Source organism: Paenibacillus sp. L3-i20 (assembly GCF_022180385.2).
Taxonomy (GTDB): domain Bacteria; phylum Bacillota; class Bacilli; order Paenibacillales; family Paenibacillaceae; genus Pristimantibacillus.
On the sequence record NZ_BQME02000002.1, the window covers coordinates 1677394 to 1691156 of the forward strand.

19 protein-coding genes are annotated in these 13763 nt (G+C 44.4%); 3 read left to right on the top strand and 16 right to left on the bottom strand.

The window, feature by feature from the left end; all coding sequences use genetic code 11:
- Nucleotides 1-44 precede the first annotated feature (44 nt).
- Nucleotides 45-1193: a THUMP domain-containing class I SAM-dependent RNA methyltransferase gene (locus MFF31_RS21665; protein WP_238190954.1), complete on the top strand. Its 1149-nt coding sequence runs from the start codon at nt 45-47 to the stop codon at nt 1191-1193.
- Complete coding sequence (locus MFF31_RS21670; protein WP_238190957.1) at nt 1186-3255, top strand: LTA synthase family protein; 2070 nt, start codon at nt 1186-1188, stop codon at nt 3253-3255. Before MFF31_RS21665 ends, MFF31_RS21670 begins: the two co-directional genes overlap by 8 nt.
- 69 nt (nt 3256-3324) lie before the next feature.
- Here MFF31_RS21670 and MFF31_RS21675 read toward each other — a convergent pair whose 3' ends face one another.
- The 13 genes from MFF31_RS21675 to MFF31_RS21735 all read right to left on the bottom strand — a co-directional run bounded on the left by MFF31_RS21675 (nt 3325) and on the right by MFF31_RS21735 (nt 11603).
- Nucleotides 3325-4695 carry a PDZ domain-containing protein gene (locus tag MFF31_RS21675; RefSeq protein WP_238190958.1) on the bottom strand — a complete coding sequence of 457 codons (1371 nt, stop codon included), beginning with the start codon at nt 4693-4695 and terminating at the stop codon, nt 3325-3327.
- Nucleotides 4696-4835: 140 nt separating this feature from the next.
- Entirely contained in the window at nt 4836-5141 is a 306-nt protein-coding gene (locus tag MFF31_RS21680; RefSeq protein ID WP_238190960.1) for a hypothetical protein, read from the bottom strand.
- Nucleotides 5101-5715, bottom strand: a complete 615-nt coding sequence (locus tag MFF31_RS21685; RefSeq protein ID WP_238190962.1) for a DUF3990 domain-containing protein — start codon at nt 5713-5715, stop codon at nt 5101-5103. The genes MFF31_RS21680 and MFF31_RS21685 overlap by 41 nt, the downstream gene beginning before the upstream one ends.
- A 122-nt stretch (nt 5716-5837) precedes the next feature.
- Entirely contained in the window at nt 5838-6068 is a 231-nt protein-coding gene (locus MFF31_RS21690; RefSeq protein ID WP_282570555.1) for a YuzB family protein, read from the bottom strand.
- A gap of 37 nt (nt 6069-6105) precedes the next feature.
- On the bottom strand, nt 6106-6408 hold the full coding sequence (locus tag MFF31_RS21695) for an iron-sulfur cluster assembly accessory protein (RefSeq protein ID WP_238190963.1): 303 nt from the start codon (nt 6406-6408) through the stop codon (nt 6106-6108).
- A gap of 42 nt (nt 6409-6450) precedes the next feature.
- Nucleotides 6451-6684 carry a hypothetical protein gene (locus MFF31_RS21700; protein ID WP_238190965.1) on the bottom strand — a complete coding sequence of 78 codons (234 nt, stop codon included), beginning with the start codon at nt 6682-6684 and terminating at the stop codon, nt 6451-6453.
- 114 nt (nt 6685-6798) lie between these two features.
- A complete protein-coding gene (locus tag MFF31_RS21705) occupies nt 6799-7677 on the bottom strand; it encodes a M14 family metallopeptidase (protein ID WP_238190967.1) in 879 nt (292 codons plus the stop codon).
- A 130-nt stretch (nt 7678-7807) separates the two neighbouring features.
- Entirely contained in the window at nt 7808-8617 is an 810-nt protein-coding gene (gene racE, locus MFF31_RS21710; RefSeq protein ID WP_282570557.1) for a glutamate racemase, read from the bottom strand.
- Nucleotides 8618-8810: 193 nt separating this feature from the next.
- Complete coding sequence (locus MFF31_RS21715) at nt 8811-9335, bottom strand: YtxH domain-containing protein (RefSeq protein WP_238190971.1); 525 nt, start codon at nt 9333-9335, stop codon at nt 8811-8813.
- 76 nt (nt 9336-9411) lie between these two features.
- On the bottom strand, nt 9412-9852 hold the full coding sequence (locus MFF31_RS21720) for a DUF948 domain-containing protein (protein WP_238190973.1): 441 nt from the start codon (nt 9850-9852) through the stop codon (nt 9412-9414).
- A gap of 177 nt (nt 9853-10029) precedes the next feature.
- Nucleotides 10030-10698 (bottom strand): helix-turn-helix transcriptional regulator, encoded by a 669-nt coding sequence (locus MFF31_RS21725; protein WP_238190975.1) that lies wholly within the window; start codon nt 10696-10698, stop codon nt 10030-10032.
- Nucleotides 10699-10741: 43 nt separating this feature from the next.
- On the bottom strand, nt 10742-11164 hold the full coding sequence (locus tag MFF31_RS21730; protein WP_238190977.1) for a DUF86 domain-containing protein: 423 nt from the start codon (nt 11162-11164) through the stop codon (nt 10742-10744).
- A 151-nt stretch (nt 11165-11315) separates the two neighbouring features.
- On the bottom strand, nt 11316-11603 hold the full coding sequence (locus MFF31_RS21735) for a Dabb family protein (protein WP_238190978.1): 288 nt from the start codon (nt 11601-11603) through the stop codon (nt 11316-11318).
- A 126-nt stretch (nt 11604-11729) separates the two neighbouring features.
- On the opposite strand from MFF31_RS21735, the gene MFF31_RS21740 reads away from it, so the two are divergent.
- The gene (locus MFF31_RS21740; RefSeq protein ID WP_238190979.1) at nt 11730-11987 is read left to right on the top strand and encodes a hypothetical protein; all 258 of its coding nucleotides are present in this window, start codon (nt 11730-11732) and stop codon (nt 11985-11987) included.
- Nucleotides 11988-12058: 71 nt separating this feature from the next.
- On the opposite strand, the gene MFF31_RS21745 is transcribed toward MFF31_RS21740, so the two are convergent.
- The 3 genes from MFF31_RS21745 to MFF31_RS21755 form a co-directional block, all read right to left on the bottom strand.
- A complete protein-coding gene (locus MFF31_RS21745; protein ID WP_238190980.1) occupies nt 12059-12448 on the bottom strand; it encodes a cupredoxin domain-containing protein in 390 nt (129 codons plus the stop codon).
- A 134-nt stretch (nt 12449-12582) separates the two neighbouring features.
- Nucleotides 12583-12984: a YhjD family protein gene (locus MFF31_RS21750; protein WP_238190981.1), complete on the bottom strand. Its 402-nt coding sequence runs from the start codon at nt 12982-12984 to the stop codon at nt 12583-12585.
- Nucleotides 12985-13145: 161 nt separating this feature from the next.
- Nucleotides 13146-13535: a phage holin family protein gene (locus MFF31_RS21755; protein ID WP_238190982.1), complete on the bottom strand. Its 390-nt coding sequence runs from the start codon at nt 13533-13535 to the stop codon at nt 13146-13148.
- Nucleotides 13536-13763 lie beyond the last annotated feature (228 nt).

A 13763-nucleotide genomic window follows, 5' to 3' on the forward strand; every position in this document is an offset into this window, starting at 1 on the left:
ACAGCCTTGGCGTCTTTTATTACTAATGGAAATGAGTGTGCAAGATGAAACAACTGCAATTAATTGCTACTTCCCCAATGGGGCTTGAGGCTGTAGTCGCACGTGAACTAAAGGAGCTGGGCTACAACGATTTGCAAGTGGAGAATGGACGAGTTAACTTCACTGGCGGACTAGCGGACATTTGCCGCACCAACCTTTGGATGCGTACAGCAGGCCGTATATTAATCAATATGGGAAAATTTAAAGCTACAACCTTTGAAGAATTATTCGAAGGTACGAAAGCACTCGATTGGCCGGATTGGATACCGGAGGATGGTGAATTCCCCGTTAACGGACGTTCGCATAAATCTCAATTATCCAGCGTTCCAGCATGTCAGAGCATCGTCAAAAAAGCGGTTGTAGAAAAAATGAAGGATCGCTACGGCACAGAATGGTTCGATGAGAATGGCGGCAAGTACGTTATAGAAGTTTCTATTCTAAACGATGAGGCTCTACTTACATTAGATACTTCTGGTGCCGGTCTGCATAAACGCGGCTACCGCCCTGCTTCCACAGAAGCACCGATTCGTGAATCTATGGCAGCAGCTCTCATCCAGCTTAGCCGCTGGCGTCCTGAACGTCCCTTCTATGACCCTTTCTGCGGCTCAGGAACGTTCCTTGTTGAAGCTGCAATGATCGGATGGAACATCGCACCAGGAATTCGTAGAAGCTTTAACAGTGAAACATGGAGCATCATACCTGAATCACTTTGGAGCGAAGCTCGCGAAGAAGCTTATGATTCAGTTAAAGACGATATTCCGCTGCAAATTGCAGGATCTGATATTGATCCACACTCTATTGATATTGCGGAAGCAGCGATTAGACGTGCCGGGTTTGCAAAAGAAATTAAACTAAACGTCCTTCCTGTTTCTAAAGTTAAACCTCAAGGAGATTACGGCGTAATTATTACGAATCCTCCTTATGGCGAACGGCTTGGCGATGAAGCAGAGGCTGAAGCGGCTATTCGACAATTCGGACTAACTACACTCCATTACCCAACATGGTCCGTATTCGCAATTACTCCTTCTTTAAAGGTTGAACATTATATGGGTCGTCCAGCTGACAAAAAGCGCAAGCTATTCAACGGTCGTATTCAGTGTGAGTACTATCAGTTCTTCGGTCCACTTCCTCCAAGGGAGAAACGGAATGACTAACGAGCACCAAACGATTAGCGGTCGTGTGCTTAACAAGCGTGGAATACTACAGAACGGATTAAGCCATATTCTTATATGGCTTGACCGGCTTGTAGTCGTCGATCTTCTGCTATTTGCTGCGGCAATGGTTTGGAAACTTTATTTGTTTTCCAAGCTGTTATCAGTGCTTTATATGGATATGAACAAGACGGATGCCATCATTGAGGTGGGAGCCGTACTTTTAGTATCCTTTTGGACGCTACTCCTTCCAACTCGTGGGAGAATCCTGTCACTGATCGGCTTAAACATCGTTCTTTCCTTTTTATTGTTTGCTGATGTGATCTACTATCGCTACTTTCAAGATTTAATTACAGTACCTGTTCTATTGCAGCTTAATCAAGTGGAATCGCTTGGTGGAAGCATTACAAACTTGCTTAAGCCTGGTGATTTCTGGCTGTTTGTTGACGCGCTTATCATCCTTCCATTTGCCGTTTATGTCATTTGGAGAGGTCGTTCCCATCTCCGAATTCCTCGAGACAAACAAACAACACGAGTAACTAACCCAACACGTCGTCTCTCTCGCAAGCTAATGATTCGTTTTGGCACCAGTAGTGCAATCATGATGCTTGGGTTCTCACTTTTTTTTACTAATGTTAATCACGCAACTGAAACATGGGCCAAAGGCTTGTTTGAGAAAAACTGGTGGAACTTAGCCATTTACAATGTTGCAGGCGGTCTTGGCTTTCACGGCTATGATGTTTATCGTTATGCTAAGCTGAATTGGCTTGGAGCAGGAACAGTTACAGCCGATCAAAAATCAGAAACAGAGTTATGGATGATCGAGCGGGGTCAAGCAAGAGCTGAGCTTGAGAACGATCCTTTATTCGGCGCATACGCTGGTAGCAACATTGTGATGGTACAAGTAGAATCGCTACAGAACTTTATGATTGGCAAGTCGATTGGCGGCCAGGAAATTACCCCTGTCATCAACGAACTTATGAAAGAAAGCGCATATTTCACTCGCTTCTATCACCAGACTGCGCAAGGGAGAACTTCTGACGCTGATTTTGCAGCCAATTGCTCCCTTCTGCCGTTGAAGAGCGGATCTGTGTTTATTCAATACGCTTCTAATGATTTTGAGTGTATGCCTGAGCAATTAAAGAACAACGGCTATGCGACAACTGTGTTCCACCCTTATCAGGGCGGATTCTGGAACCGCAATGTCATGTACAACAACATGGACTATGACCATTTCTACAGCCTTAACCATTTCAAAAAAGATGAGCCAATTGGTTGGTCTGTTGGCGACAAATCCTTTTATCGGCAATCAATGGATGTCATCTCTGAACAACAGACTCCTTTCTATTCTCTAATGATTACATTGGCAAGCCACCACCCGTACAAATTGCCTCTTGCCCAGCAGGAACTGAATGTAGAAGAGCTGGATGGGACGATGATGGGCAAATATTTGCAGGTCATTCATTACGCAGACGCAGCACTTGGTGAACTCATTAAACGATTGAAAGCTGAGGGGCTTTGGGAGAACACTATATTTGTCGTGTACGGAGATCATGATAGTGCGATACAAGAGTGGGATCAATACGATCGATTTATGGAGGATACTTCAAGTGAACTGCAGAGAGAGCAAGTGACAAAGCAAGTTCCGCTGCTCATCCATCTTCCTGATGGTGCAAGAGCTGGCAGTTTTCATTCCGTAAGCGGTCAACTTGATATAGCGCCAACTTTGTTGCATTTGCTCGGCATGTCGACAAAGGAGCCGAATATGCTTGGTCTTCCATTGCTGACGAACAAGCAGAGTGAGACGAGGTTGCTTGTACAAAGAGATGGCACATGGACAGATGGCCATCGTTACTTTCTCCCATCCACAAACGGAATTCCGTCTAATGGACGATGTTATTCGGTTGAATCGGGACAGCTACTTGATACAACCACTTGTCTTCCTGTTAACGAAAGTGCCAACTATGAGCTTCTCATATCCGACAGAGTTATTACAAATGATCTTCTTCGCGATTTCAAGCAACATGGTGCAGTTGAGGCCATCAGCGATTCGCCGAGAAAATAATCGAAATAAGGCTTTCGTTAGCCGCACAGTTAGCCGGTTAACAAAGGCCTTACTATTTCCCCCAGCAATCTACTTATCGTATTCATCCAGCCATTTCAAAACATCGTCCAATTTATCGACCGGAACAACATTTAAACCTGGAGCCGCATCAATAGCATCCGAAGCACCCTCTTTGGGAACAAAAAACACATCTGCATCGGTTCGACTAACTGCGTACGCCTTCTGCGGAATTCCACCTACCATGCCGATCGAACCATCCGCCTCAATCGTTCCTGTCCCTGCGACGTTTAATCCTTTAGTTACGCCACCTATAGTTAGTTGGTCGATAAATGCTAATGTTAGCATCGCACCATGAGACGGGCCACCTACATGAGCGATGTAGTCGTTATATGTAACTTCTCGAGGCGTATCGAGCAATACTTCAGTCTGAACAGATAAACCAATTACTGCTCGATTAGCGTCTTGTTCCGAGGGCTTCGTCCCTACATTGACGGTCAATGTCTCATTGCCTCTTCGTGCCGTTACCGCAACATTTTGCCCTGACTTAACACTGTCACCCATATAGGCGATCATATCCCCGGCGTTCTTAACCGATTTGCCATCCAACTTATCGATGATATCGCCAGCTTGCAACTTGCCATCTGCCGGACTATCTTTAACAATTGCAATGATTCGTATCCCATTGCTTACAGCACCTTTACCGAGTCCAACCTTCTCCATAGCAATTGCAGCAGCTATACGATTAGCATCCGTTTTCATCGCTGCAACCTGTGCATAAGTTTCCGATATGGAAGGCTCGTCCGCTTGAACCGGCTCAAACTGGTAGAGTGGGAACATTCGCCCGAATAATCGATCTGCAAACACAGCAGGACGATCAAACACGAGTACACCATTGATTGTACCTACTGAATTACCACCTGCCACATGTCCATAACGATTCAAATTAAGCGTCATCCCAGGATAGGTCACCTTATAACCAATTGGATAAAGCAACAAAACAAGCAGAACTGCAATACTAATAAACGCACTGCCGTTTCTCCACGGAAAGCGGGTACGCTCCTTAACCTCTGAACTCAATAAGTCAATGAAGATCAAAACAACTGTCGTCGCGACAAAAACAAGCAACACTAACATCGATTTGGGAGCGAACGTGATCAATCCGATTATGATGCAACAGAGTGCGATTATTGCCACTCTTATCATTCGAAGCATTAGCGGTACATTTATTTTAGACAGTAACCAAAATGCACCTATTGCCCAGCTTAAAGGAATTAGACATAAACCGTAATATAGCCAATTTATAATTTCAATCCACTGCACACCTTCTTTTGTCGTAAGTGGTGCTGGCAACCATATCAATTCTGCTCCAATTAGACAGCAGATTGCTCCAACTAGTCCGACATAATAAAGAAGCGTGCCGCGATTAGTACGTTTATTCAAATAGAAGCCTCCTAAGCTCAGTCAACAATCAATGTATATGCAAAAAAGACAAGAGTCGTGCACAATAACGTCTCACGTTCCCTTGTCTATAGACAAGTTTTTATTTTATTGCAAACGATTCAACTCGAGCGAACTACAAATCAATATCTACTCTGTAAATATTGTCGTTGCTCTTCGCCAATCCCTCTGTCTCTTGCTTCACCTTGCTCGATCTCCACAATGCGTTGTAACCACTGAGAAGGCGACTGCCCCAAATGGTTGGCACGGTCAAGTAATTCCGCATAATGGCTGCTTTGCTCATAACCACCTAATCTGCGAATGACTGCAATATAAGTTACAACTAGCTCTCTGGCGGCGCTTGGCGTATAGCCATATCCTTCAGCTAACGCTTCTGCAATACCGCGCTCATACAGACTTAGTCTCACTTGCGTCTGAGGCGTCCCCATATATCCACCTTCCTCCCGCATAAATATGATACCCAACTAGCGCAAGATGTGATTCCCATCGTTCCGAAGCGAATACAACTTGGTTACCAAGCTTAAGCGCATCCAGCTTGCGGCCTTTCTGTGATCTTACGATTTGATCATAAAACCAGTCGTCGTTTTTGTTTAATTGTAACCCTTTATGCACGATTTTTCCAGTGTCATTGTCGGCCATAGGGCCAATAATTATATCTGGATGAGCAGGGCAAGGATCAAATCCCTTTGTCGATGCTTTACGATGACTATATACGAAGGAAGCCCAAGCTGGGGAATCTGAAAGAAACAACAGCGGCTCCACATTAGGCGGAAGACTTGCGAGCTCTACGACAAGAACACATGGCTTTCCTCCATCCCATGATTCCTTAGCCGTTTTGTGTGCCCATCTTCTCGCTTGAGCGATTGATATCGTTGTGTAGAATCCTTCACCAAAATCTTTCCCTGGCCGCCAGTAACTTGAATGAAGAAGCTTCCTGCTAAATGAGTCTATATTGTTACTCGTTGTTCCATGATAAAGCAATTGCGGTGTCGTAATATCCATCCGTTGCTCCTTCCTATTCGAGCAAAATATTATATTAGGGCCTAAACAGACAAAAAACCCAACACATACTCTCGTTGTTGGGTTTCATCGCAGGCTCATTATTCATTTAAAATGGATGTGAATTATTTCTTCAGGTGGACTAGCGCCTTTTCGATTGCCTCATCTTCTGTAGCACCTTTTATATAACGCCCATTAATAAAAACGAACGCATAACGGGCACATGGCCCGCAATAGGATTTACAGCTTACTTGTTGAATGTCCGCGTCCGGAGCTAGCTTCTTAAGCTTGGCCATCGTTGATTTCATTTGCATAAACTTGCACTTATCACAAACTTTAATATCGTTCGTTGCCACTGTTCATCGTCCCATTCCGCTTCGCATGATGCGAAGCTTAATGATCTCCATGGTTGCCTTTGGATGGATTCGAAATCGCGAAACCCTCTTCCGGCACATAGAAGTAATCAACTCTTACACCATCAAGATATGCGTTGTCTTTTTCCAAAATGACATCGATCTCTTTGTCCGTCGACACAACTACATCCTTATCCGTCGGCTCATCAATTCCCATGCCATAATGAGCGTGGTCTCCGTGTGAATGTGTCACATAAACACGAAGCAGCTTACCTTCGTTCTCAGGCTTGTCTAGTTCAAGCTTTATCATCTTCGCCGCATTGCGGGAAATTTTACAGTTCATTTCATTCCAGCCCCTTCAATGTTCGCCCTTCGACAAACGTCATTATTTTATATTATACTTCTTCCCGGTCCTCTGGGCAAACCATTCTGCAATAATCATTGTTACAGCAATATCATCGATTGGTAAGAAGGGAAGAGCATCCGGCATAACCCAATATAATACAACAGGAATGACGAACAACAGCTTGTCCTTTAACGATACATCCCTCGATTTCAATAGCCGGAATATGAGAGAAAATGTCTTCTGCCAATGTCGAAGTGAAAGCAACTTACGCATGTCGCACACCACCTTTGCTGAACTTACGTTATGCTCAGTATAACATAGCCTTCAGCTCCTCTCCTACTGGGCGAAAGTCTGGAACGGCTTCCAAAACAAACAATCGCTTCGGCTTTACAGCCGAAGCGATTCCAGAAGTAATGAACGTATTTCTGGATAGATTGACTCAAAGTTGCTTAGTGGCAATGGATTTTCGCCGTAACCAGCTTCAACTGTAAATCCAGGGCGACGATAACGGTATATAAACCAATCCTTGTAGCCTGCATCACTTCCACTGAGCTTAACTGGTGTATATCCGCTTGCTGTGCCCAGCTTTCGTGCCAACACTTCCGCATTCGCTGGTTCACAATCTCTGTAATTCCAATATATTTCACGTCCTTGCGTATGCAGAGCGATAACCGTATCGAACTGGACCCTTTCCGTCATTTCCGCAAGTGCGGCTGCTTCTGGTTCACTTAGCGGGTATGGTCCAGGATAATCCCGCGGAGCAGGTCCCTCAACACCTCTTCTCTTACACTCTTCCTCCCAATAGGCAGGAAATTGATCATTTAAATCGACTCCACGAATATTTGCCTTCCAGCCGCTGAAATCCGTTAGTCCACCATTCCACTCGATTAACCTCTCGTATAATGGATGCGACTTATCTGCGCCTCGCTGGGCAAGCTCGACGCCATCTGGGTTCACCATTGGGACTGCCCATAATGTCGTCTCCCTACAAAGCTCCGCAACGATTCTTCCGTCTAATAAATATCCACTCCTATAGGCCTCTGCCAGTTCCGTAACAAATCTCATAAGTAACGCGGAAGTTATCCATTCATTAGCATGGAATGATGCATTAACATGAACATTTCTAGGTCCACAGCCGCATCGTAGTGCTATAATTGGTTTCCCCATCACACTGCAACCAATCCGGTAAGCTTCAATAAATGGATTATTAGTTGCGAGCTGCTCGCACTGCTTCATCATCGTCTCATAGCTATACCCTTCGCTCAATGAAAAGTGACACCCCCGTTACGATGGAATGTAGTCTTCCTTATCATATGCGGGTTGCATCATGTCCTATAATGAATTGCAGGCAGCAAAAAGCCGTCTCCACGTAGAAGACGGCCATGCCAACCCATTGCTAGCTTATATTAGGAACCTGCCAGACGACAGGAGTCAAATCAATTTGTTCACCTAACCACTGCTGAGCAATCATCTTAAACATAAGCGGATCGCCACTGCAGAAAAATTGATGTACCGGTACTTGATCGTTCCTTGCTAACTTTCGTTTATCTTGCAAAATCGTACTAATCTCGCGTGCTGTTTCATCAGCTGAGCTAATTAGATTGACTTCACTTCCCATTACCTCGGAGATCGTTTCCGAAAGGAACGGATAATGCGTACAACCAAGAATTAAACAATCGATAGGGTAACTCCGCATATGTGCAATTGAATCCCTTACAATATCATAAGTTTCTATCGAACGAAAATTACCTCGTTCCACTAACGGAACAAATTGCGGGCAAGATTCACTTACAACTTGTATGTTAGGAGACAACTCACGAAGCGCTTGCTCGTATGCGCCGCTTTTGATCGTACCATCTGTACCAATTACTCCTACGCAACCTGTCATCGTCTTGCCAATGGCTGCACGGGCACCTGGGTTAATTACACCCACGACAGGTATCGCCACTCTAGAGCGTATGTCAGCAAGCGCAACAGCTGTTGCGGTATTGCATGCAATTACTATCATTTTGGGTTGAAACTGAATTAAATAATCGACGATCTCTCTCGTAAATTGTACGACTTCCTGGGCTGTTCTCGGGCCATACGGGGTACGCGCCGTATCTCCGAAATAAATAATCTTTTCACGCGGCAGTTGACGCATTACTTCTTTAACTACCGTAAGACCGCCTACGCCGGAATCAAATATTGCAATCGGTTGCTGCACAAACACACCGCTTTCTTCAACAAGATGAAATGATTCCTAGTCAGAGACAAAATAGCATATGAAGATTGCTTAGAAAACGTACCTACATCTTATCGCAAAATCGGACAAGGATCAAGAATAGTGAAAAGAACAAGACAAAGAGCCGAGCGCTGGGAGAATAGCGCTGGCTCTTCGCCGTTCATTCCACATACCGCTATAGCTGTTCCTTCGTGTCAACTTCTGTCACCGCATTATCAGTCGCATCGGACGTTTCCAAAGTTATGTCATCGTTAGTTGTTTCGAATGTACTTAACGCAAGTTCATTGTCTGATTCAATATTCGTTATTGTTTCTGTCGTTGTGTTAACGTCCGCTGTCTTTTCCTCATTCACTACTGCGGCCGAACCGGAAATCGTTGCAATTGCTGCCGTCGTATTGTCGTTCGTTTCCGACTTATTGAACCCTTTAACGCTGCTTACTACATTTCCTGCAGCTTGCTTTGTTAAGTCAACAATATGGATAGCCTGGTCGCCTATCCCTCTAGCGAAGCGGCCCGTCTGCTCGCCTACTTTACCTGCTGCTTTAATTGTACCCTCTCCAACCTTCCGAGCTTGAGAAGAAATATCTTGACGCAGTTCCTTGCCCGGTTTTGGAGCCAATAGCAATGCTGTTATAGAACCAAGCACACCTCCAGCTAGCGCACCAAGTAGAAATCCTTTTGTTCCTTTTCGTGTTGTCATATTATTATCGCTCCTCTTGTCCTTAGAGTACCCTTCGTCTTAGCTCATTGATTCAGAATTTGCCGGCACGTTCGTTTTAATCCGTGTTAGAATTATCCTTCCGGCGAGTTTGCCATAGTTGCCATGCCGTTAACCCCAGCTCTGCCCATTGCACAGCTTCGTCAACTTGACGATTCTGAGCAATTCTTTCTGCATGTTTCACTGCCGCTCCTGACAACGTCGATGTAACACGCTCTACAGCTGACGTCGTATGCTCAATTGTACCGCCGACTTGACGTACAGCTTGGACGAGACCATCAGTACTGTCGAGCCCACGCTGTACTGTTCGAACAGCTTCGTGTGTTGTCTGCAAAACAGCTCCAATCTCCGCTGATAGCTGATGCATATCCCTCTGGATTGCCACTGCCGACTTCTGCACTTCGGCCAGACGAAGTAATAAGGATCGGATAGCTAATAAACCCCCCGTAACCAGTAAAACAAATGCTCCTGCTGCCACTGCCGCACTCCATTGCGCCACTATAACAAACCCCTCCTCTCCGAGCATCTGCATCGCTCCTGCAACCGCAAACTAGACGAATGCCCATTAACGTAATGACATTATAAGCAGCATGGGCTTGACTTGACACAATACATTTGGATAAAAAAGAAGCCCGCTGCTATAGCGGACTTCAATCACAATATTCACTTCTATTTCTTAACTTTTGCTTCCAATAGAGTAGCTGCATCTGCTGTCCCCTTTGGCGAGACATTCGGTACGTTCGACTGTTACTTCAAGCAGTGAGCGGAACAATGCAAGCTCACAGTTGCAAGCTTGCCCATACTTTCCTGCAACTCCAGTAATGGGGCAGTTGTATTCATACAACATATATTCGTTATCGTTTTGTCGTTCAACCTGAGCCATATACCCGCCTGCATTTTGAATAACTGCCAGCTCATGTACACGTTGCTCCAAACTTTTTCCTTTCATTCTCGGCGAGTAACGTTCGTGCAACTTACGTTTTCTCCCCTCGAACATCCGGTCGATAAGTGGAGCGTACTCGGGATCTTCCTCAAGCTCTGCAAGTAAATCGATCGTAAGTGTATGGTAGTTTTTTGGGAAAAGATCATCTGCCGCTGCTGTAAGCTCAAACATATGAAGCGGTCTACCCATTGACTGACGGATAGACATAATATGAACACTGCCTTCTCGCTCCAGCTCATACATATGCCGTCTTATCGCCATCTCAGTTAATTCCAGCTTAATCGATAACTCGTTTGCACTCATACGCCCGCTCGTCTTCAGAAGCAGCAATATTCGTTCACGCGTCGTACCGCCAGCCTTTGGATCTTGGCCATTCGTTATGTCTCTTTCGCTTCGTTTCATGCTGCCACCTCCACTCGCAGGCTAATCTGCTTCGCACTTTCTATTACTTTAGCTCCCGCTCCAAATAACTTTCCACGGAACTTTTAAATGTCGGAAGCAGCTCCATTAGAACACTCGTTAACGGGTGTAGCTCAGTCCTTTTCCAACTATAATACTCCTGTACAATCGGCTTACGAAGCTTTACAAGTTGGATTAAAGTTTCTTGAATGTGGGCTGGAAACGCACCTTCCGCTCCTGTTATTTCGATAATATCTTCATAACTGCTTGCATCTCTCATCAAAAAGCCGTCGATCAGATAACTACCGACATCCGTAACGATTTCTATTGCTAAATGAAGCGCACGCTCCTGCGCGAGTCCTTGAATTTTATCTCCACGCCAATCTGAAGCTAACTCCTTCAGTACGTCTGAAAGTTCTGGAATTGCATTTAGGCGGACCGCAATTTGTTCCTGATTCACATAATACATAGTCTATTCCCTGCTTTCAGCTTTACTTCTTGCGTTTCGCTTTTTGTTTCAGCCATGCCACCATTATGATGCTGCTTATTATAACAACTAGCAAATAAGTCAACATCTCATATACATCTCTCATCTCAGCCATAATTGCTTAACCTGCCCCTCAGCTCTCGAAATCTACGCTGACAGATGCTTCGCGCGCTTGCAGCATATGTTCAATGACAATTTTGTGCTCGGGATGAACTTGATACGCTTCCAGATCAGCCCTCGATTCAAACTTTGTTATAAGTACAATATCATAAGACCGTTCGGAATGAAGAAAATCAATGCCAACTTCAATATGCTTCAGTTGTTCGATCTTGCCTTCCATATTGCGCAATACGGAAACGGTACGAGCTACGCTTTCTTCGCTATTATCCTTAAGCTTAAAGCTAACGATATGTGTAATCATGAATGATGCCTCCTGGGTATGTATAGTTTCGCCATTGGCGCTAACAGCATGAGTTTTGTCCTTTTGTCACATAATAACCTATGGCATTGCATTACGGCAATCTTTAGTTAAAGGAGTTCACCGCTTATGCGCTATAGATTCACAATCATCGCAACCCTTATCGGAATTGCTATCTGCGCGTTTAATTATACGGGGTATGATCCGCATAATATGATTTTCTTCATGCTCAGCATTCCCGTATGGATATCCAGTTTTTTTGTTGATATACATGAGGTAAGTGTACTGCTTATGTACGCATTAACTATACTCACTTGGGGGTTGCTTGGGTTCATTGCAGATGCGCTAATTGCTCGTGATCGGAGAAAAAGCGGCAGAACCGCCTAATTCTTCCTCCTAAATAACTAGATTATATTGAAAAAGGAGCCTTTCGGCTCCTTTGTTCATTTATATCTGGATTATGCAGCTTCGATGATTAGCTTAGCTTTCATCGTTTTGTGACCTACTCCGCATGCGATTGAGCAATAAATAACATATTCACCTGGCTCTGTAAATTCTAGTTGCGTTTCAGGTGTGTCATTATCTAGTGAAACTTTCAGCTCATCAATCTTAATACCGTGTACGCCGCTTTTATTTTGCAGCTTCATGAGAACCTTGTCGCCTACTTTTGCTGTAAATACTTCTTGATTAAAAGTAAAATCATTTGATGCCACAATTTTCATGAGTGAAACACCCTCAGGAAGGCTAGCCGACTCGTCTACCGGCTTATCCGGCATATTGAATGTGAGCAAAAACACGCCCAGTAACGACGCCGCTGTAAAAACTATGAACATAATCCATTTGTGCATTGCCACGTGCTCCCCTTTACGATCTTAATGTCCACCTCTTATATTACATAAGATCGTCCGAAGTTCTCAACCTTAAACTGCGGAAAGAGGAAATATTTTTTTTCTTTTTTGACAAATCAATGAACAATTTTGACCTATCGAGACAAATATTGCTTCAATTCCCGTTCCGACTCTGCTTTTACGAATGCCCAGAGCATAAAAAATTGATGATGGTAACCTCGGCAAACATACTTCGTATGCATGCCATCCGCTTCCTGCTTCTCTTCGTACACCTTAATGCCCTGTACTCGGAACTGTCTGCGTGTATCAGCTAAATCAAGCAGAACCCGATCTTGAATGCCGCGCAGAAACGATTCGTAGAAACGAGGGAGCTTAATGCCCGATGTTCCAATTACCCGAATATCATGATCCAATATGCGCATAACAATGCCTAATAGCACGTAACGTTTAACTAATTCAAGCTCTTCTTCCCTCTGAATGGGCGGAGATGAAGTGATACGAACCTCGCCCAGTCCTTCTACCTTGTCAGCGGCCATTGCCACCCCTCCATGCATATACAACTGGTTTCATTCGCAATGATGCATCTCCATCACCTCAAACATGAAACCGAACATCTGTTCTTATTATATGCAATAGAAGCTTACTTATGCAAGCAGAAATAACCGCAGCAACTGCTGCGGCATGATGGGAGTTGTTATTACTTATTCCTTAGCACTTCAATGATCCTCCGAATGCGATCCGGCAGCGGAAGTCCCAACCTGCCATAATTTTCAGTAATGGAAATAAGTTCATTCGCAATATAGAAGTAAATGGCTGCTCCCATCGTTACACCGCTTGTATCCATCAAAACATCTATTCGATGTGCAAGTAATATGACGAGCAGCATCAAGCCTTTTCGGGCAAGCCCCCATGAACCTAGTGCACTACTTAAACCTTTGCCTTCCGTTAACGATGCAGACACGCCAGTTATATAATCTACTGCGATAGCTACTAATAAAAAAGTTAACGACTCCGTCCAACTGCCGAATGCAAACGTGATGATCGAGCCTAACACACCAAATACAGAGCAAATCCATACCATTGACATTGCTCGCCACCTCTTTTCTCTCAAGCGATTCGAGATACTATATGCATCTAAATGATAGAATGATTGTCGACTTGTCCCTTACATTATCATTTCCTTCAAAAAAGGCGTTTGCCCCCGTTCCATCGTTGACCTTACTCCCAACGTGGACATAAATAAATAAAAAAACTGACCGTCATATACGACGGTCAGCTTCCATTTCAAATATTCGATTAGCAAATACAAGCAACT